Raw genomic sequence first — 21881 nt, forward strand, 5'->3', positions numbered from 1 at the left:
CCGCCAGCGTTCGTCCTGAGCCAGGATCAAACTCTCAATTTAAAAGTTTACACTTTTTATTTGAAATGAATAATCTGAGACAACTGTTAAGTTGTTACTCAAGCTCATTACATATTTTTTAGTCTTACGACTAAAATTTTACTTGTTTATCTAAAGTAATTAACTGGTCTAACGAAATGTTATTTCGTTATTTTACCTATTTCTCTGTTTAATTTTCAAAGACCAACTTCATTTGTCATCATGTGACGACTTTTATAAGTATAATTCTTTTTTACTTCATTGTCAACTATTTTAATTAAATATTTAATAATGAATTTTCCTCTATCGCTATAAACTTAAAGTTAAGTTTTAACTACATGTTTCAGCGACAATTAATATAATATCATATGTATAACTTCATCTTTGTTTATAATCATTCATTTTCTTAGTTTATTTTCATATATGTAGTTATTGCTCTCATATCTTCCATTTCTCTTATAATGATACACTTGGAACATTTGTTGAACATTAAAATCTTAATAAAAACCTCAGTAAAATATTGTTTATTTACCGAAGTTCTTATTAATCATTACATTCACTATAATTCCATTACTATTTCCTTAAACTTATTACCTCTTACCTCAAAATTTTCAAACATATCGAAACTTGCACATGCTGGTGACAAGGTCACTATATCGCCAGGCCTCGCAACTTCTTTAGCCTTATAAATTGCTTCATTAAAATCTTCAGCTAATATAATTTCCAAAGAAATTTTCTTTTCTTTTAATAAAGACTCAAAAACTTCTTTTATTTTATATTTAGTGGCACCTACGAGTATTAGTATTTTAATATTTAAGTAACCTTCTTCTGCTAGTGGCCCAAAAGGTATTTGTTTATCATATCCCCCAGCAATTAATATAACTGGTTTTTCAAAGGCTTTAATACTTGCTATAGTCCTTGTTGGACTAGATGCTATAGAATCATTGTAATACTTAACTCCATCTACTTCCCTAACAAATTCACCCCTATGAGGCACCCCCGTAAAAGTAGTAGCCACTTCTCTCATGCTTGCAACCGATGCTTCTCCTTCAACTGCACAAAAAGCAGTCAGCATATTTCCAACATTATGCATTCCTTTTAGTTTTATTTCATCACGATTACATACTAACTTATTCATAATAAATAATTCATTATTTTGAAAATGTGCACCATCTTCAAGCTTCTCTATTAAGCTAAAGCACCTAACTTTTCCCTTAGCCTGCTGCCTAAGTTCATAAGTCAATGCATTGTCCCTATTAAGTACAATGAGACCATCTTTACTTTGATATTTAAATATGTTCTTCTTTGCATCTATATATTCTTCCATGTCTTTATGAATATCAAGATGATTTGGGCTTAAATTTGTTACTACTGCCACATCTGTAGAAACATTCATAGTCATAAGCTGAAAACTTGAAAGTTCTAGTACTACTTTATCATCACTGCTTATTTCTTCAATATTCGCAAAAAGTGGAGTTCCTATATTTCCTCCAACCCAAGTTTTATATCCTTCTTTTTTTAATATATTGTATATAATAGTAGTTGTAGTTGTCTTCCCATCACTACCAGTGACCCCAAAAGTCTTTGCAGGACAATATTTTATGAACTCTTCCATTTCTGATGTTATATATGTTCCATCTTCCTTTGCTTTTAGTAGCGCAGGATTATCTATCCTTATAGATGGTGTTTTAAAAATAACATCAAACCCCGTTAAATCATCTAAGTAATTATCACCTAATATCAGCTTTACCCCATTTTTTTCAAATTCTGTCGCTACTTGCCCAAGCAAACTATAAGATTTTCTATCAAAAGCCGTAACACGGGCCTGTAACTTCACTAAAAAATGTATTAATGGAATATTGCTTACTCCAATACCTACAACTCCAACCTTTTTACCTTTTATGAACTCTTTAAACTCACTAAAATCTTTCTTCATATAACCCTCCATCTTCATATAGCCCTCCATGTACTTTTTATATATTTCATATTATATTATTAATTTTAGAGCTTTGTTTTTAATAATTATACCACTTAAATCATTACCTGTGGTACTGCAATATTAACAACTTCTCAAGGATATTTATATTTTTGCTTATAATATTAAGTGTCCATCCTTCTGAAATGTCGTTAAATATTATAGTGAACTTTATTTTTTTCAATGATTGATATTTTTAATTTATATGTAATATTTTAATTTTAAAAAAAATAGCATATAGTATAAAGCCCATTCTAGCCTTATTTTATACTATATGCTATCCTCTAAATCAAACTAGCAATTACAATTTAAAATTCTAATTTTTCTTCTATGAATTTTTCTAGCTCATTTATATTTAATCTTATTTGATCCATTGTATCTCTGTCCCTAATTGTTACAGTATTGTCTTCTAAAGTATCAAAATCAACAGTTATACAGTATGGAGTTCCTATTTCATCTTCTCTTCTATATCTCTTTCCTATACTTCCAGCTTCATCGTAGTCTACATTAAACTTCTTGCCCAGCATAGCAAAAACTTCATTAGCTTTTTCTGATAATTTTTTGCTAAGTGGCAAAACAGCTGCCTTAAATGGTGCAAGTGCTGGATGTAAATGAAGCACTGTTCTAGAGTCTCCCTCTTTACCACCTTTAACTTCTTCTTCATCATATGCGTCGGCTAAGAATGCAAGCACAACTCTATCTGCACCAAGTGATGGTTCAATACAATAAGGTACATATTTCTCATTAGTAATAGGGTCTAGATAACTGAGGTCATTACCTGAATGTTCCATATGTTTCTTTAAGTCATAGTCAGTTCTATCGGCAACTCCCCATAATTCTCCCCATCCAAAAGGAAACAAGAATTCTATATCACAGGTAGCATTACTATAAAATGATAATTCCTCCACGCCATGATCTCTAAATCTTATATTTTCTTTGTTCATTCCCAAATTATATAAGAAATTAGCGCAATATTCTTTCCAATATGCAAACCATTCTAAATCTGTACCTGGCTTACAGAAAAACTCTAATTCCATTTGCTCAAATTCTCTTGTTCTAAAAATGAAGTTTCCTGGTGTTATTTCATTTCTAAAAGCCTTTCCTACTTGGCCTATACCAAATGGTATCTTTTTCCTTGTAGCTCTTTGAACATTTTTAAAGTTCACAAATATTCCTTGAGCCGTTTCTGGTCTTAAATATATTTCTGATTTTCCTTCTTCAGTTATTCCCATGGAAGTCTTAAACATTAAATTAAATTTTCTAATATCAGTAAAATTATTCTTCCCACATTTAGGACATACTATTCCCTGTTTTTCCATATATTCTTTTAATTCTTCATTTGTCCAACCATCAGCAGTAGCTACCTCTGCTCCAAGTTTAGTCATATGGTCTTCTACTAATTTATCTGCTCTAAATCTTGATTTACAATCTTTACAATCCATTAACGGATCAGAAAATCCTCCAACGTGTCCTGTTGCAACCCATACTTCAGGATTCATAAGTATAGCACAATCTACGCCAACATTATATGGACTTTCCTGAACGAATTTTTTCCACCAAGCTTTTTTAATATTGTTTTTAAATTCAACTCCTAGAGGACCATAATCCCACGAGTTAGCAAGACCTCCATATATATCAGATCCCGGGAATACAAATCCTCTGTTTTTGCATAATGCAACGATCTTATCCATGCTTTTCTCAAAAGCCATATTAATACCTCCTAAATTTTTAATATAAAAAAAAGACTATACCCTAAGGGACGAAAATTAATTCCGCGGTTCCACCCTTATTGGCACAAGCCCTGCTCTAAGTTTTATACACTCCAAAGTTCCTTTCACAATAATACTTTGATTGTTTACACCAAGCACAATCTCTCTTATAAAGTACTATTACTACTCTTCTTTATCATAGCGAAATATTTCATTGTATTAATATTATACCAAACTTAATCTTATTGTCAATAATATCACACATAAGGTCAACATTGATTCCGCCTAATAATATTATTCTAACAACAAAGTTAGTATTTTATCTGTTATTACCTTCAAATAAATAAAACTGGCTCCGCGAAAAGGATTTGAACCTTCAACCTATCGGTTAACAGCCGAGCGCTCCACCGTTGAGCTATCGCGGATTAATATTACTTCTAATTACAACAACAGTATAACATATACAATCAAAAATTCAATAGTTTTTACGTTTTTTATTATACTTTATCATTTTTTCATTTTATAAATGTTTTTTTAAAAAGGATATTTTAGATTAACTAAAATATCCTTTTACCATTATTATTTGAATTACTGAATTGGTTTCATTGTAGGGAATAGGATAACATCTCTTATTGAATAAGCATCAGTTAAGAACATTACTATTCTATCAATTCCTATACCAAGTCCACCAGTTGGAGGCATTCCTGTTTCTAATGCACTCATAAATTCTTCATCTATTAAATATGCTTCATCATCGCCTAATTCTCTTTCTTTTTCTTGTTGCATAAATCTTTCTCTTTGAACTACTGGATCATTTAACTCTGAGTATGCATTACAAATTTCACGACCAAATACAAACCCTTCAAATCTCTCTGTAAACTCTGAATTTCCTCTTTTTTTCTTAGTAAGAGGTGATATTTCTACAGGATAATCACATAAGAATGTTGGCTGAATTAAATTTTCTTCTACATATTGTTCAAATAACTCATTTAATACATCTGCTTTTGAACAATCCTTTATTTCCTTTTTAAACTCTAAGTGTTTTTCTTTAGCTATTGTTCTAGCTTCTTCATCAGTATTAATCAGAGCAAAATCAACACCTGAATATTCTTTTACTGCATCTACCATAGTAATTCTTCTCCATGGTGGTGCAAAGTCTATTTCCGTGCCTTGATAATTAATCTTTGTAGTTCCATTAACTTTTTCACAAACATAGGCAACCAAATTTTCCGTTATTACCATCATATCATTATAATCTGCATAAGCTTCATATAGTTCTATCATTGTAAACTCTGGGCTGTGTCTTACATCCATTCCTTCATTTCTAAAATTTTTACCCATATCATATACCTTTTCAAAACCAGCAACAATAAGTCTTTTTAAATATAACTCTGTGGCAATTCTAAGATACATATCAATGTCTAGGCTATTATGATGAGTCATGAATGGTCTAGCTGCAGCTCCTCCTGCTATTGGAGATAAAATTGGTGTTTCAACTTCTAAAAATCCTTTATTATCTAAGAATTCTCTTATATATCTAATTATTGCTATTCTCTTCATAAAGGTCTCTTTTACTTCTGGATTCATTATTATATCTACTTCTCTTTGTCTATATCTTAAATCTGGATCCTTTAAACCATGCCATTTTTCTGGAAGTGGTTTTAAAGACTTAGCTATAAGCTGAAAATCTACTATATGTAATGATATTTCACCAGTTTTGGTAACAAATGGTGTGCCTGTTACACTTAAAAGATCACCTATGTCAAAACTTTTGTATTCTTTTAATTTTTCTTCGCCTACATCATCTATTTTTATGTATAATTGAATCTTACCATATCTATCATGAACATCTGAAAAACCAGCCTTGCCATGAACTCTTTTGGACATAAGTCTACCTGCAACAATAACTTGTGTACCTACTAACTGCTCATAATTATCCTTAACCTGTTGTGATGTATGAGTTCTTTCAACTTTATATACATCAAATGGATCTTTACCTTCTTCTTGCAAGGCAATTAATTTTCGTCTTCTTATGGTTACCTGCTCATTATATTTAGATTCAAGCTCATGTAAACTCTTTTCTTCGTTCTTTCCTTCGTTTGACATTAATATCCCTCCTGATTTTCTCTAGGACAGAAAATAATTGCTAATTATTCGTCTGCACTATTGTTTGTGTGCGTATATTTCTTTAGGGCACCTAACAATTATACCTTGTTTGGTACCCTTATACTCTATAAAAAAATAAATACTTTATAAAACTAACCTCTGCTAACTTCTAATACTTCATATTTACCAATGCCATCTGGAACTGTAACTTCTATAATTGCTCCTGCTTTCTTACCTACAAGTGCACTTCCAACTGGTGATTCATCTGATATCCTATTATCCATTGGGTCTGCTTCTGCTGAACCAACAATAAAAAATTGGACTTCCTCATTAAATACATAATCCTTAACTTTAACTATAGATCCTATACATACTACGTCTTTTTCAATTTCATTTTCATCTATAACACTTGCATTTCTAAGCATATTTTCTAATTGCAGTATTCTTCCCTCTACAAATGCTTGTTCATTTTTAGCATCATCATACTCTGAGTTCTCAGTTAAATCTCCATACCCCAGCGCTACTTTTATCTTTTCTGTTATATCTTTTCTCTTTACAGTTTTAAGAAATTCTAATTCATCTTCTAATTTTCTTATCCCCTCATAGGTCATTACGTGTTTTTTTGGCTCACTCATTTCTTTCTCCCCTTTTAAATTTTTATTAAATAATTTAGTAACTATTCTTAAAACCGCTACAAAATAATAAAATTCAAACTCTTGCTCCCGCATCATAATAGTATCTTTTTTAATATAGGGAGCTAAACGAATTTATATAATATAGGATTGTTATTCTAATAATGAATTATTGGGGCTTAAATTCATTATTAGAATAACAATCCATGTAACCAATTAACACATTATAAGTCAGCTCCTTAATATTGTCAATATATTAAAACATAAAAATACTAACATATTACATTATTGTTGAATTTTATTTCTTTCAAGTATATACCATTATACTTAAGGGCTTTTTCAATATCTTGCTCTTGCATTTGGCATAAAATTGATCCTATAAGTTCCATTGAAAAATCAACTTTTAAAGTGTTCCAGGATGCATTGTAACTTACATCATTTACAGTTACAATATTATTGTTTCCCTTCATTCTATTATCTATAAGCCATACTAATTTTCCAGAACTAAATTCAAAATTTTTAGATGAAATAATAAAATCAGCTATTTTAGTAGCATAGAGTTCATTATCTGTAACAATTGGCGATACCCCAAAATTAGCAGTGATATAATCCGCAAATTTTCTAGCTTTTGTTAAATCTCGCGACAAAAACACAATATATTTACTTTGCCTGGCTAGTTCTACAATAATATTAAAATTTATCATATCTATAGCATCATATACCACAATGCAGCAATTTTTCAGACTCATACTTCTCATCCTAAGCATAAGTTGTATGCTTTTTATAACACTAAAAGCCAAAAATCGTTTTTGAAATGAATTAAAATAATTATAATCAAGAGGTCTTAGTGTTTTTACTGATAATTGTACTTCTCTACTTTTGCATATTTTTTTTGCATAAGCTAAGTTATTTAAGTAAGCTTTTTCATTAAGATTGGGTGGAAACTTTACACTAGTCACTTTAACATCTAGTTCTTTAATGTACTCACTTCTTATTAACTTTATCTTTCTTTTGTCCTTAATCTTGCTTAAAAACCCAAATTCATTATAGGATTTATCAATATTTGAAGTTACACATAAAATCGGCTTCATAAAGTATTCACCTTATCAATTAATGTACTATTATCTTATTCAGTATTAATTGCATAAATTCATACTTCAATTTAAAAATTATGAAGGTACCATTTTCAGATACTCTTTATAATCTAAAAGAACCTTCTTTACCTCACCATAACTAACTTTAGTATTAATTTTAGACTTTATTTCAGCACAATTGTTAAGGCCTTTAACATACCAAGCCGTATGTTTTCTCATTTCTCTAACCGCTTTAATTTCTTCATAATATTTAACTGCTAAATCTAAATGTCTTATACACATATCTATTTTTTCAACCGGAGTAGGATATATAACCTCTTCACCCCTTAGGGCCTGCTTAATTTCTCTGAAAATCCAGGGATTTCCCCTAGCCCCTCTTGCAATCATTATGGCATCGCAATTTGTAATTTCCTTTATTCTTATAGCATCTTCTACGCAAAAAATATCACCATTTCCTATTACAGGAACTTTAACACTATCTTTTACATCCCTTATAATATTCCAATCAGCCTTGCCTTCATACATTTGCTCCCTAGTTCTGCCATGTACTGCCATAGCATCTATTCCTGCATCTTCCATGTATTTAGCAAATTCTACAGCATTGATATTATTTGAATCAAAACCAGTTCTAAACTTTACAGTTACAGGCTTTGTAGAGATTTTTTTCATTTCTTTTATTATTTTAGCCGCGAGTTTTGGATCTTTCATTAAAGCCGATCCCTCACCATTTTTTACTATCTTAGGAACAGGACACCCCATATTTACATCAATCATGCATATATCAGTCCTTGTATTAAAAATTTCACAAGCACTAGCCATAATCTTAGGATCGTTACCAAAAATCTGAATAGCCACAGGTTGCTCTAAATCAGAAATTTTCATAAGAGCCTCTGTATTGCTGCTACCATAATATAATCCTTTAGCGCTTACCATTTCAGTATACAAAAGTCCGCAACCCAATTCTTTGCACAATCCTCTAAATGCAATATCCGTTATTCCCGCCATAGGAGCTAAAAAAGCATCATTTTCAATGTAGACATTTGATATTTTCATTAAATCACCTATTCCTTATTCTTCTCATAAATAATTCTAAGACCTTCTAATGTTAAATATGGATTGAACTCATCAATAGTAGAAGAATCATCACTTATTAGTTTTGAGAGTCCTCCTGTAGCCACTACAAATGGCTCTTCTTCTCCCATATCAATCATTTCGGACTTCATTTTATTAACAATATAATCTACTTGACCAATGTATCCATATATTATTCCAGCCTGCATACTTGAAACTGTATTTTTACCTATAACAGTTTCTGGTTTTATAAGCTCCACTCTAGGCAGTTTCGCTGCTCTTTCAAATAGTGCTTCAGAAGCTATTTTTATACCAGGGCAAATAGTCCCCCCTAAATAATTAGCATCTTTACTTATAGCACAAAAGGTTGTAGCTGTGCCAAAATCTATTAATATTAAAGCTCTTTTATAAATCTCATGAGCTGATACAGCATTAACAATCCTGTCCGCACCTACTTCCTTAGGGTTATCATACTTTACATTTATTCCAGTCTTAACTCCTGGTCCTACTACTATAGGTATAAGTTTAAAATATTTTCTTATCATATGTTCTAATGAATACATAATATTAGGAACAACTGAAGAAATTATTACACCCTTAATATGTTCAATTTTTATGTTGCTCTGGTAAAATAGCTGCATTACTTGAATTCCATACTCGTCCGCAGTTTTTTGTGCATCAGTAGAAAGCCTCCATTCTACAAGCAACTCTTTTTCTCTAAAAATTCCTAAAACAGTATTAGTATTTCCAACATCTAAAACTAAAATCACTTTATACACCGCCTATATAATATAAAGCAGCTTATAAGCTGCTTTATGTTTTTTCATTGCTAAAAATAGAAGAATAGTTTATATGATATAAGTTTAACTATTCTTAATTTAACAATTTAATTCTAACAACTTGACCATATTTGTCAAGTATTTTTTTTATAAGAAGGATTGTCATGATAATAAGTTTACAAAAACTAGAATTTATTTATATATTTTATTCTACTTCATGTTGGATCTCGCCTAATATTTCTTTCTGGTCATTTAACAGTGCGTACAAGTCTAATTTAACTGTGCCTTCTCTTGCATCGCTCAAAATACTAGTGTACATATCAACTAATTTTTTTTCGTTGTTTACAATATTATTGCCCCTTAGCTTTACTATTTTATTGCCTGCATTTTTAAGACTCTGCATTTTAACACTACCTCTCCAAATATTTTTCAAGCACCGAAATATGTAAATTATGTTTGTTAGTTAACTCTTCACATAGAATAACTGCTTCTTCATTGCTAATAACACTTCCAAACTCCCTGTATTTATTTACAATTTCTTTCTCCTTTTGGATTAAACTTTGAATTGAGGATTGTTTATTGTTCATAAAATACCAACTCCTTTTCTATATTATTCTCCAAAAGAAAAGGTATATTCAATTATATAAGCAATTTATTTGTTTTTTTCAAAAATAAAACCCCCTATCTATATATTATTAGATAAAGAGTTTTGTTTTATAAATTTATAAAATAAATTTCCTTCTATTTTCCAAAAATAGTTAAAAGAATACCAGCTGCAACAGCAGTTCCAATTACACCCGCTACATTAGGTCCCATAGCATTCATGAGCAAGAAATTACTTGAATCGTACTTTTGTCCCACTACCTGTGATACTCTAGCCGCCATAGGTACTGCTGACACTCCTGCTGATCCTATTAATGGATTGATTTTCCCCTTTGTAACCTTACACATAATCTTTCCTATTATAACTCCCGCTGCAGTACTTATACAAAATGCAACCATACCTATAAGAACTATCCCTCCCGTTTTCCAACTTATAAATACCTCTGCATTTGCAGTAGCACCAACAGTTAGTCCTAAAAATATAGTTATTATATTAATTAATGCATTTTGGGCTGTATCTGATAGTCTTCCAACTACCCCTGATTCTTTAAATAAATTTCCAAGCATTAGCATTCCTATTAGTGAAGCTACTGATGGAAGCATCAATATAACTACTATTGCAACAACTATTGGAAAAATGATTTTTTCAATTTGATTAACTTTTCTTAATTGTCCCATTTTAATAGTTCTTTCTTCCTTTGTAGTTAAGAGTTTCATTATAGGTGGCTGTATCAAAGGTACTAAAGCCATGTATGAATAAGCCGCTACCGCAATTGGTCCTAATAGGTGTTTTGCTAGCTTACTAGTTATAAAGATTGCTGTAGGCCCATCTGCTCCACCTATAATACCTATCGATGCCGCTTCCTGTGGAGTAAACCCAATAACTATTGCTGCCATAAATGCAAAGAATACTCCAAATTGTGCCCCCGCTCCCATAAGCATGCTGGATGGATTTGCTAGTAGAGGTCCAAAATCAGTCATAGCACCTACCCCTAAGAATATTAGAGGTGGATATATGTCTAATTCTACCCCTTTATATAAATAATAAAAAAGTCCTCCTGGCTCAGTTCCAACTGGTGCACCCATAATATTAGTCATTGGTAAATTTACTAATAGCATACCAAAAGCTATGGGTAAAAGGAGTAAGGGTTCATATTTTTTATGTATAGCAAAATACATCAATACACATGATAGTCCTATCATTATAATATGCTGCAAATCTAATTTTACAAAGCCAGAAGAAAGCCAAAGGTCCTTTAATACTTGTAAGATATCCATTTATATTACCTCTCCCCTTGTTACTGAATAACTGCCAAAATATCTCCCGTATTTACATTTGCTCCACTAACTACACTTACTTCTATAACCTTTGCATCATGTGGTGCCATAATTTCATTCTCCATTTTCATGGCCTCTAATATAAACATAACTTGACCTTTTTTAACACTATCCCCGGAATTAATATTTACTTTAAGCACCTTTCCTGGCATTGGACATTCTATTTTTTCTCCGGTGCTTACTATTTTTTTCGCCTTAGCCTTTGGTGCTGAAGCAACTTTTTCTGGTGAAACCTTTGCTACTGGAGCAACTTCTTTGGGAGATGCCTTTGTTACTGTCATTTCCTCCTGACTACTAGAAAATCCTCCTATAACCTCTTCAACTTCTACTTCATATGACATTCCATTAACTTTTATATTGTATTTTTTCATTTTTACCCCTCCAAGCTGTGCTTTTAATTAATATTTTCAACTGAGGATATTCCCTGGCCCCAATTGCTATTCACTCTTTTTATTCTCTTTATTCTTAGGTTTGATCCCGGTATATCTAGATAAGCAGATAAAGCCGCCGTTATTACAGCCACTACTTCTAAATCATATAATGGTTGCGTTTCTCCCTCTTCATCTTTATCTATCACTTCTTCATCTTCCACTTCTTCTTGCTCGTCAATAGCATCTACTTTAGTACCACTACTCTTCTTTGCTATGGAATTTATAATAAAACTTTGAAGTCTTATTATATACTGCAATAAAATCAACAAGGCAAAAACAATGATCATGGCTACTACTGTAGTACTTAATGCATCTAAAACTGAAAATTCCATATATCTACTCCCCCTATATTAATGTACTTCCATGTTTTTTAGGGTACTTTATTTCTCTTTTGCTATAAAGCATGTCTATACTTGCAAAAATTCGCTGTTTTGTTTCTGACGGCATAATAATATCATCAATGATACCTTTTTCCGCCGCTCTGTATGGACTAGTTACCTCATCCATATATTTGTGTATTATTTCATTTTCCTTTAGTTTAGGATTATCTGCCTGCATAATCTCCTCCCTATGCAAAACTTTTATTAAGGTTTCTGGCTGAACTGCTGATATTTTAGCTGTTGGCCATGCATAAGAGATATCAAAAGCCACTTCCTTACTTGCCAGGGCTAAATATCCTGCCCCATAGGCCTTCCCTATGATTAATGAAACCTTTGGCACTGTTGCCTCAATTAATGAATATATCATTTTTGAAGCATAAGTGGATAATCCACTTTGTTCTTCCACTAAGCTAACCTCGAATCCATCAGTATCTACTATGCTAAGTATAGGAATATTATAGCAATCGCATATTTTAACAAACCTACTAACCTTTTCCGAAATCTTAATATTTATATTTGTATTCTCCTTTTGCGCACTCGCAATTATACCAACAGTAATTCCATTTATTTTAGCTAAACTAGTTATAATATTAGACTCCCAATTATTATTTAATTCTATTATACTATCTTCATCAACTAATGCATTCATTACTTCATATGAGTTTATCTCTTCATCATTTACCATTTCATCCAAGTTATTATTTGGATGATTTATACTAGTGGTTTCTATATCAATAGTAGGGTTTTCTATATTGTTAGATGGAATAATTTCAAGAATTTTTTTCACTATCTTAGATGCTTCGGCATCATTTGCTACAACAATTTGAATGCTTCCATTTTCACTACAATTATTAGCACTTGAATACATTTTAGCATCTACATATTGTGCTTCTTCATGGGTAATCTTTTTATCCGAACTTATTCCAAGTTCAGATGTATTATTAACCATTATTGTAAAATCGCTCATTGTTGCACTTAATGCCGCAATTCCAAAACAAGGACCTGCAATTACCGCTATTTGCGGAACAACTCCTGAGAGCCTAGCATTTCTCTTTAATATAGACCCATAACAAGTTAAAATATCTAATCCCTCTGATAATTTAGCTCCCACTGAATCTAAAACCTGTATTAATGGAGCCCCCATTTTAATTGCCATATCCATAACGTTACAAATTTTATTACTATTTGCAATGCTTACAGCTCCTCCATCCACAGTATAATCTTGACTATATATATACACTAACTTCCCATGAACAGTTCCATATCCAGTTATTACTCCAGCACCATTTTTCCCAACTAAGGCACCTATTTCAATAAATGAACCATCCTCTAAAATAGATTGTATTCTCTCTCTGGAAGTCAATTTATGTAAGTTATGTTGCATTCTTATTTTAGAATCTCCGCCACCTTGGTGAGATTCTTTTATAACATTAATGAGATTATCTATCTTGTCCATATCAATACCTCCTATTTATAAAACATTAAGTCATCTTCTGCGAAGCTTCAATATTAACGACTTCAAAAGGGAATTTAAACTCCTTCTGAAGTTTTTTATTTATTATGGTATAAACATTCATTTACAAAAGTCGGTGACACTCCCTATGAAACGTCGTTAAAATTCCACCCACAATGATAGTAACATATGATATGAATTTTGTATATTTATTTTTGCAAGTAATATTTCATTTTTCTGTTTATTAAAAAAATAAGGTTGCTATAGATATAATCTATAGCAACCTTATCGAAATTCAAATTAAACTAAAATATACCATATATAGTACCATCTTAAAGAATATCCATATTATCTGCAGTTATTACATGCATATCCACTGTAAAATGTAGATTCATATCTTCCAATGGTACAACTTTAGCATAGCCACCACCAGCAGTTCCACCTCTAACACCGAATACTGGTCCAAGAGACGGTTCCCTGAGTGCTATCACTGTATTCTTGCCTTGTTTACATAAAGCTTGTCCACGCCCTATTATAACCGTAAATTTTCCTTTCCCTACAGGAGTTGGATTTATGGCCGTAACTAATATTAACTTCCCATCTTTTTTATTTTCATATTGTTTTAACTAATATTTTTCAATATATTTCTTTAAGATTTAATAAAGCTTTTTTGATTATTTCATCCCCTCCATGTTTTAGTATACATATTATTGTAAACATTCCTTTAAATTTTGATATTCTCCCCATCCCCCCATTATGACTGCTCATATAATAGCTTCTGCATAATGTCCTCTTAGTTTTGCCCTCCATACTGTTACCAGTTTTTATTGGCTAGAAGTTAATAACTACTATGGATTCATCTGCCACCTGCACTACATCGCATCTCCCTTATGTACGCATTTGTTTGAACTTATCTTTTAAAATAGGATAATACAGGTTTCTCCAGATAGGTTTGCCTGCCTAAATGCAAACGCATCCGTCTTAACTTATAAAGTTATCCAACTTTGGGGCTTTCCCATATTTTGCAGGGTTACCCACTTTATAAGCCATCTTCGGTTTACTTTTGTTATGTTCCACATTTCCCCTGCTGCTTCCCTCAGATTCTACCGTTGCCAGTAGCGCCCTTGCTTTCAGGTTGTCTTCCCGTTGGTTAGGTGACATAGGCTTCTTTCAGCCTATCGGCTCAGCGAACATGCTGGACATACAAAAAGGCATACAGTTAATTTACTGTATACCTTATGAATTCATTAACTCTTTGATAAATCAATACCCTCTGTATCCGTTCTAGCCATTATCTCCTCAAATTCTACACCTTCAAGTTTTTCCTTTAATAGTAGTTCTTGAGCTACTGCATGTAGTTTATTTATATTTTCAGCAAGGATTTTTTCAGCTTTTTCATAAGCTTCATCAATAAGAGCCTTAACTTCTGAATCTATTTGGTAAGCTACCCGTTCACTAAAGTTTCTACTTTTGCCTAAATCTCTGCCTAGGAATACTTCGTTATGATCATTACCAAAAGATATTGGTCCTAGTTCATCACTCATACCATATTCCATAATCATTTTTCTTGCAATGGCTGATGCTCTATCAATATCGTTCTTAGCACCAGTACTAATATCTTCAAGTATTAATTTTTCTGCAACTCTACCTCCAAGAAGTCCAACCATTTCATCTTTAAGTTTTAGTTTAGAAGTATACGCTGTATCTTCTTCTGGTAGATGCATTGTGTATCCACCTGCCATACCTCTTGGTATAATACTTATTTGATGAATCGGATCTGAAAGTGGAGAATATTTCATTACTACAGCATGCCCAGCTTCATGATATGCTGTTAATTTTCTATCTTTTTCACTTATAACTTTGCTCTTCTTTTCAGGACCTGCAATAACTCTAGTTACTGCTTCATCAAGTTCTAACATTCCAATAACCTTTTTACTACTCCTTACTGAAAGTAGTGCAGCTTCATTCATTAGATTCTCTAAATCCGCACCAGTAAAGCCCGGTGTCCTTTTTGCTAATACTTGAAGATTTACTTCTTCTGCTAAATGTTTACCTTTAGAATGTACAACTAGGATTTCTTCCCTTCCCTTAACATCAGGTGCACCAACTAAAATATGTCTATCAAATCTACCCGGTCTTAAAAGAGCTGGATCAAGTATATCTGGTCTATTGGTAGCAGCTATCATGATTATGCCTTCATTTACACCAAATCCATCCATTTCAACTAATAGTTGATTTAGAGTTTGTTCTCTTTCGTCATGTCCGCCACCAAGGCCTGCACCTCTTTGTCTACCTACTGCATCAATTTCATCAATAAATATTATACAAGGTGCGCTTTTCTTCGCTTGTTCAAATAGATCTCTTACTCTTGAAGCTCCAACACCTACGAACATCTCTACAAATTCAGAACCTGAAATACTATAGAATGGAACTCCTGCCTCTCCTGATACAGCCCTTGCTAGTAAAGTTTTACCTGTACCTGGTGGTCCTACAAGAAGAATACCTTTTGGAATTCTCGCCCCAGCTTCTAGATATCTTTTGGGTTGTTTTAAGAAATCTACAACTTCTGCAAGCTCTTCCTTTTCTTCATCTTCTCCTGCTACATCATCAAATGTAACTTTTTTCTTATCTGGCGATGCAATTTTAGCTTTACTTTTCCCAAAATTCATTACACCTCTATTACCACCGCCACCGCCGCCACCTTGAGATTGCTGCATATACATAAACCAAAATGCTACAAGCATTAAAATTATAAGGAGTGTAGGTACTATTTGCAACCACATTGGCATGCTAGCTGGCTTTACGTATACTTCTTTTACATTTATATTTGGATCTTTATCCATAATTTGCATTAATCTTTCTAATGGAATTATAGTTTCATATTCAGTTCCGTTATTTAATTCTCCTGCTACTGTCTTATCTTCTCTTACTTGAACACTCTTAATTTCTTTTTTAACCCAATGTTCCTGAAATTTATCGACACTAATTGTACTAGCATCTTTATTATTTTCAAGTAAGGCTAGTGATGCAAAAATCACAAGCACAAGCACTACTAGCCATACTGATGCACTAGAAATTTTTTTCATTAAAAACCCCCCTCTCTTTTTTTATTTACCATAAAATTTTATCACATTAAAAATCACTTGACAATAAAATATATATTAATTATTAATTAATAATATATATGTTTTGTACATATTTATTTGTAAATTTCTTCCTTGAGTATTCCTATGTATGGCAAATTCCTATATTTTTCTGCAAAATCTAACCCATATCCTACAAGAAAATGATCTGGTACATCATAGCCTAAATACTTAACGTCTATATCTACCTTTCTTCTTTCTGGTTTATTAAGTAAACATATAATTTCTAAACTACAAGGATTTCGTGCTGATAGACATTTCATTAGATATTTAAGTGTAACTCCAGAATCTATAATATCCTCTACAATTAAAACATCCTTTCCTTCAATTTCAAAGTCTAAGTCCTTTAAGATTTTTACAACTCCTGAAGTTGTAGTTGAACTCCCATAGCTGGAAACTGCCATAAAATCCATTTTACATGGAATTGTGATTTCTTTTAGTAAATCCGACATAAATATAACTGAACCTTTTAAAATGCCAATAAGTATAAGCTCTTTTCCCAAATAATCATTACTTATTCTTGCACCCATTTGCCTAACCTTATCTCTTAATTCATCTTGATTGTACAATACCTCTTTAATATCATTGTTCATTCTTATTCCTCGCTTTCAATTTTAATCTGCATTATATTTCTAGTATCCTTTGAAACCTTGAATTTTTCGCTAATCCTATATCCAACCACCCAACCTATATCATCACCAAAACATATCAAAGGTATTTCATCTCTTTTGTCCTTTTGTATTTTTAAATCCATAAAGAAATCTTTAATTTTTTTATTACCCTTCATTCCTAGAGGTATAAATCTATCTCCCTGCTTTCTATACCTAAGTGTTATTGGCTCCTGAATTTTATCATAATCAAAATACACAATAAAATTATTTCTTTTTACTTCTACAAATTGTGCTCTGGGTATAATATCAATTTTTACTACTTTGTTTAAAGAATGAATAATATTCTTATCATTAACATTTAGATGATATTGCTTATCATTAATTTCAGTAACCTTCGTATTTAAACGTATATGTATATTCCCATAACAATTTTCAACTATTATATTTTGAGGAAGCATTATAGTTTTACCAGTATTATGTTTTTGAAGTTCTATGATGTTAGATATATGAATTTTCTCAAAATTGTATAAATTGTGATTCACTTGAAGCAGTGCGCTCCTAATAATTCTACTTATAATTGAATCATGCTCCAAAAAAGCATTTTTATTTATTATAACCACTTGCTCATCTATGACACAATGTTTTTTATATTTTCCAGCAGAAATATTTTCCAAATAATCATTATCCACTTTTAGAACATCCGATAATCGATTTAATGTATTAATTATGTCTGTATTAAAGTTTTCCTCCATATACGGAATTAAATCTAACCTAACTTTATTTCTTGCATAAACTTTTTCTAAATTTGATTTATCTATTCTTGGAATGATGTTATTTATCTCACAATATTTTTCTATTTCCACTCTGCTAAGATGAAGTATGGGTCTTACATATATTTTATCCCGAACAGGCTTTATACCAATCATTCCCTCTATACCAGTCCCTCTCATTATCCTCATTAAAATAGTTTCAGCTTGATCATTAGCATTATGTGCTAATGCAACTTTATTCGCATTTAATTCAGTTATAAGTTCCTTGAAAAATTCATATCTTATTTCTCGTCCTGCCATTTCACAAGATATATTCTTTTCTTTTGATATTCTATGTATATTAACTTTTCTACTATAAAAATCAATATTCAAGTTCTTACAAATTTTTCTTGCATACTCCTCATCTTTATCAGATTCTAAGCCTCTAAGACAATGGTTTAAATGTGCCCCCACAATTGAAATCCCAAGTTTCTCCTTTAATTCATTTAAAATATAGAGCAAACATGTGGAGTCCGGTCCACCAGAAAATGCAACAATAACCTTATCTCCATTATTAAACATTGAATTCTTTTTTATAAAATCCATAACCACTTCAGACAAAATTTTCACTTCCCAAATTTATTTTTCATGTCTATATACTTTTATTCCAATATTACTATATCATATTACCATATAATATAAAAATATATTTTTTTGGTTTTTTTAAAACATTCTATAAAAACAGAAAAACGAAGAATATATAACAGGTTCTACATCCTATAAATACACTCTTCATTTTTTGATCTCCTCTTACATATTTGATGTTTTATATTGATTATAGAATATATGGCTTTTTCTTGTAAAATATTTTTAATATAAGCTGTATATCTTTGAAACAAGAATAGTCATATCGTCTTTTACTCTGTTGCCACTTAATTTTCTTGCTTCTGATAACAACCCATCAGCTAGTTCCTTGGGATTATTACAATTATTTTTACCTAAATAATCAACTATCCAATCTACCCTCCCTACATTTTCATCATCATAATCCATTACTCCATCACTGAGCATAACTATAACATCACCATTTTTTAATTTTGTTTTTTGTATGTCTATATCAGCCTTATCTAAAACACCAATAGGAAGAGATTTAGATTTTATTATTTCTAACCTATCACCAGACTTTAAAAAGGTTGCAACAGCCCCAACTTTCATAAAATCAATTTCCCCAGTGTATAAATCTATACTATTTAAATCAATAGTTGAAAATTTTTCTTCCTCGGAAAATCTCAATGTCATTATTGAGTTCACAGTATTAATAGCTGTTATTTTACTAAACCCTGCAGCTGTAAATTTTTCTATTAATTCAACAGCAGCTTCACTCTCTCTGCCTGCCTGAGGACCAGAACCCATACCATCGCTAATAATCGACATATAACTTCCGTCAGCCAGCTTTCCAAAGCTATAGCTATCTCCATTAAACTTTTCTCCATCCTTACACTGCCTGGCTACATTAGATGCCACATGAAACTTAGGTGTTTCTTCAATTGTTACCTTACACGTATTTGTCTTTGCATCTATGCTGCACCCTTCATCGCTAACACACATAGCCTTACCTGTAACACCATTTATAATAGGCAATAAGTCCTTTACGCACATTTGTGTTCCGCCACAAGCGTTCAGTGAAAATTTAATGCTAAGTCTCCCCATCTTATCATTCAAACACATTAGATCATTGTACTTAATTCTATTCTTATCTAAGGCTCTACATATAAGCTTCTCCATAGGTGTGTCTATTTGAATTTCAGAATTAAAATCTTCAACAATTTCTCCTACTGAATCTGCCATATTGCTAATCTGATTTGCTAAAAGCTCTCTGCCCTCACTAAGCCTTGTTCTCCACATCTCATTTATAATATGCTTATTAACAATGTCTTCTGTGTTTTTAAGTAGCGCAGTTCTCCTTATACATTTTCTTTCAATCTCTTCTGGTACACTATCACTCTTTCTTTCAAAATTTCGGATTAGTTCTTCGAATGCCGCATATGTATAATGTAATTCTCTTTTCCAACACATTGACTTCATAGTACAATTACTACATACTCTATCTGCAAGATTTTCAACCAAAGCACTACTTTTGCCCTTCATCGCCAGCTTATCATTATCTACTAAATTATTTAATATCTCTGACATGTTAGTAAGTACATCGGAAAAATTATTTAACCGTCCTACAAATGTATCTTTAATTTTGTTTATATATCCTTGATCTATATTTTGCTTTTTCTTATCTGAATTAAACTCTAATGATAATTCTTCATAAGCCTTTAGTGGTATTAGCAAAAATATTGTTGCAGCTAGCAATGCTTCAAATATCATAAACTCAGATGTTGTAATGCAATATATTTTTATTATTGAAAAAGCTACTAAATAAGATGCTACACTTAGCCACTTTCCAGTTTCTTTAAAAATTCCAGTTATTAAACCACAAATACCATACATTCCTATAAATATAATCATATTGGGGGAAGACATACCTACAATAATACCCATTGCAACTCCTGACGCAGCCCCAGCACCACTTCCATTAATATAGGCTATTATTATAACAAAAGCTAGACCTGCAATATTTATAATGGATACACTAAAAATACTGATACCCCAGGTACCTGCAATAACTAAAGAACTTATAATTGACATACTTATTATTTCTTCATTTGAAAATATATGCTTTGTTTTTATTTCCTTAAAGCATAAAAGACTATAATCCAGAATAAAATATAAAGGGAAGATACATAAAACAAGAAAAAGTGTATTTAAAGAAGCCATTAATCCGCTTAGCCTAACCACAAAAAAATTATAAGCAAAAAATTCTAATATAATAATAGCAAACATATAAGCCAAAGCTCTAGTTTTCACTTCTATCTTTTTAGAAATATTACTAATAGCAGCAATGGTAACTATTATTATTAAATATGATGGCAAATTATTTATAGTTTTGTATAAAGTAAGATAACCTAAAAATGTACCACTGGCTGTGATTATTGAAATCTTCTTCTTGTTAATAAATATTGTGGCTATTAAAAAAGCTATACCAAAGGGTGCAGTTTTGTTAAGTAGCAGAACCCTGCTTATTAATAAACTTACGGTGAAATAAACTATCCCCCTAATAATCATATTAACATTTAATGCATTTTTCTTTTGTACTTCCTCTTTCATCTTTCTAAGTCTTTCGTATGGAAAAATATCAATGCCATATTGCATATTACAAATCACCCACCTTTGTTATTTAGAGCTTTATTATAACAATTACATTTGGAAATAAATGTCATAAGATGAGGTGTTTATATGTTTTTCGTGAGACATTAATTTGTATATTTTTTAAATTAGATTTTACAATCTCCTATAATATAAAAAAACCTACCATATTTATATAGCAGGTTTTAAAATATTAAATGAAGCATGTCACTTAATGCAATTATATATTCAAGAAAAATATACTTATATGTTTTATATATATTATAGTTGTAATTTTATAGCTTAAAAATAAATAAAAAAATAACTCATAAGTTTCCTTAGGAGTTATGGTAGCGGAAATAGGACTTGAACCTACGACCCTTCGGGTATGAACCGAATGCTCTAGCCAGCTGAGCTATTCCGCCATATTTGGTTGCGGGAGCAGGACTTGAACCTGCGACCTTCGGGTTATGAGCCCGACGAGCTACCAACTGCTCCATCCCGCGATATTTGGTGCTGAAGACCGGAATCGAACCGGTACGGTGTTTAACCACC

Annotated in this window: 18 protein-coding genes, 3 tRNA genes, 1 pseudogene and 1 other annotated feature; all 22 genes and pseudogenes read right to left on the reverse strand. The window is 31.6% G+C overall.

Going from position 1 to position 21881, the window contains the following annotated elements; translation table 11 throughout:
* Positions 1-577 precede the first annotated feature (577 nt).
* Complete coding sequence (murD, locus tag ACREVU_RS04615; RefSeq protein WP_431550453.1) at positions 578-1954, reverse strand: UDP-N-acetylmuramoyl-L-alanine--D-glutamate ligase; 1377 nt, start codon at positions 1952-1954, stop codon at positions 578-580.
* 347 nt (positions 1955-2301) lie between these two features.
* A complete protein-coding gene (locus ACREVU_RS04620) occupies positions 2302-3702 on the reverse strand; it encodes a glycine--tRNA ligase (protein ID WP_431550454.1) in 1401 nt (466 codons plus the stop codon).
* Positions 3703-3745: 43 nt separating this feature from the next.
* Positions 3746-3911 (reverse strand) — a binding site (T-box leader).
* A gap of 141 nt (positions 3912-4052) precedes the next feature.
* Positions 4053-4127, reverse strand: a tRNA-Asn gene (locus tag ACREVU_RS04625).
* 163 nt (positions 4128-4290) lie between these two features.
* Entirely contained in the window at positions 4291-5808 is a 1518-nt protein-coding gene (lysS, locus tag ACREVU_RS04630; RefSeq protein ID WP_431550455.1) for a lysine--tRNA ligase, read from the reverse strand.
* A gap of 152 nt (positions 5809-5960) precedes the next feature.
* The gene (gene greA / locus ACREVU_RS04635; protein WP_431550456.1) at positions 5961-6443 is read right to left on the reverse strand and encodes a transcription elongation factor GreA; all 483 of its coding nucleotides are present in this window, start codon (positions 6441-6443) and stop codon (positions 5961-5963) included.
* A gap of 269 nt (positions 6444-6712) precedes the next feature.
* Complete coding sequence (locus ACREVU_RS04640; RefSeq protein ID WP_431550457.1) at positions 6713-7531, reverse strand: Rossmann-fold NAD(P)-binding domain-containing protein; 819 nt, start codon at positions 7529-7531, stop codon at positions 6713-6715.
* Between the two features lie 78 nt (positions 7532-7609).
* Positions 7610-8587 carry a tRNA dihydrouridine synthase DusB gene (dusB, locus tag ACREVU_RS04645; protein ID WP_431550458.1) on the reverse strand — a complete coding sequence of 326 codons (978 nt, stop codon included), beginning with the start codon at positions 8585-8587 and terminating at the stop codon, positions 7610-7612.
* Positions 8588-8595: 8 nt separating this feature from the next.
* Positions 8596-9375, reverse strand: coding sequence for a type III pantothenate kinase (locus ACREVU_RS04650; RefSeq protein ID WP_431550459.1), 780 nt, complete (start codon positions 9373-9375; stop codon positions 8596-8598).
* Between the two features lie 214 nt (positions 9376-9589).
* Positions 9590-9787, reverse strand: a complete 198-nt coding sequence (locus tag ACREVU_RS04655) for a hypothetical protein (protein WP_431550460.1) — start codon at positions 9785-9787, stop codon at positions 9590-9592.
* A 7-nt stretch (positions 9788-9794) separates the two neighbouring features.
* Positions 9795-9971 (reverse strand): hypothetical protein, encoded by a 177-nt coding sequence (locus tag ACREVU_RS04660; RefSeq protein ID WP_431550461.1) that lies wholly within the window; start codon positions 9969-9971, stop codon positions 9795-9797.
* A 154-nt stretch (positions 9972-10125) separates the two neighbouring features.
* The gene (locus ACREVU_RS04665) at positions 10126-11265 is read right to left on the reverse strand and encodes a sodium ion-translocating decarboxylase subunit beta (protein ID WP_431550462.1); all 1140 of its coding nucleotides are present in this window, start codon (positions 11263-11265) and stop codon (positions 10126-10128) included.
* Between the two features lie 20 nt (positions 11266-11285).
* Complete coding sequence (locus ACREVU_RS04670; RefSeq protein ID WP_431550463.1) at positions 11286-11696, reverse strand: biotin/lipoyl-containing protein; 411 nt, start codon at positions 11694-11696, stop codon at positions 11286-11288.
* Between the two features lie 23 nt (positions 11697-11719).
* Positions 11720-12088: an OadG family protein gene (locus tag ACREVU_RS04675; RefSeq protein ID WP_431550464.1), complete on the reverse strand. Its 369-nt coding sequence runs from the start codon at positions 12086-12088 to the stop codon at positions 11720-11722.
* A 13-nt stretch (positions 12089-12101) separates the two neighbouring features.
* Positions 12102-13592, reverse strand: coding sequence for an acyl-CoA carboxylase subunit beta (locus ACREVU_RS04680; RefSeq protein ID WP_431550465.1), 1491 nt, complete (start codon positions 13590-13592; stop codon positions 12102-12104).
* A 344-nt stretch (positions 13593-13936) separates the two neighbouring features.
* Positions 13937-14215, reverse strand: a pseudogene (locus ACREVU_RS04685) (formate--tetrahydrofolate ligase); the annotation flags it as partial.
* A 355-nt stretch (positions 14216-14570) separates the two neighbouring features.
* On the reverse strand, positions 14571-14750 hold the full coding sequence (locus tag ACREVU_RS04690; RefSeq protein WP_431550466.1) for a hypothetical protein: 180 nt from the start codon (positions 14748-14750) through the stop codon (positions 14571-14573).
* 86 nt (positions 14751-14836) lie between these two features.
* Positions 14837-16675: an ATP-dependent zinc metalloprotease FtsH gene (gene ftsH, locus ACREVU_RS04695; protein ID WP_431550467.1), complete on the reverse strand. Its 1839-nt coding sequence runs from the start codon at positions 16673-16675 to the stop codon at positions 14837-14839.
* Between the two features lie 113 nt (positions 16676-16788).
* Positions 16789-17325, reverse strand: a complete 537-nt coding sequence (hpt, locus tag ACREVU_RS04700; RefSeq protein ID WP_431550468.1) for a hypoxanthine phosphoribosyltransferase — start codon at positions 17323-17325, stop codon at positions 16789-16791.
* 2 nt (positions 17326-17327) lie between these two features.
* The gene (gene tilS / locus ACREVU_RS04705) at positions 17328-18722 is read right to left on the reverse strand and encodes a tRNA lysidine(34) synthetase TilS (RefSeq protein ID WP_431550469.1); all 1395 of its coding nucleotides are present in this window, start codon (positions 18720-18722) and stop codon (positions 17328-17330) included.
* 240 nt (positions 18723-18962) lie between these two features.
* Positions 18963-21353: a stage II sporulation protein E gene (gene spoIIE, locus ACREVU_RS04710; RefSeq protein WP_431550470.1), complete on the reverse strand. Its 2391-nt coding sequence runs from the start codon at positions 21351-21353 to the stop codon at positions 18963-18965.
* Between the two features lie 321 nt (positions 21354-21674).
* Positions 21675-21751, reverse strand: a tRNA-Met gene (locus tag ACREVU_RS04715).
* Between the two features lie 5 nt (positions 21752-21756).
* Positions 21757-21832, reverse strand: a tRNA-Met gene (locus ACREVU_RS04720).
* Positions 21833-21881: the final 49 nt, after the last annotated feature.

Source organism: Clostridium sp. (assembly GCF_050717535.1).
Lineage (GTDB): Bacteria > Bacillota > Clostridia > Clostridiales > Clostridiaceae > Clostridium_AD.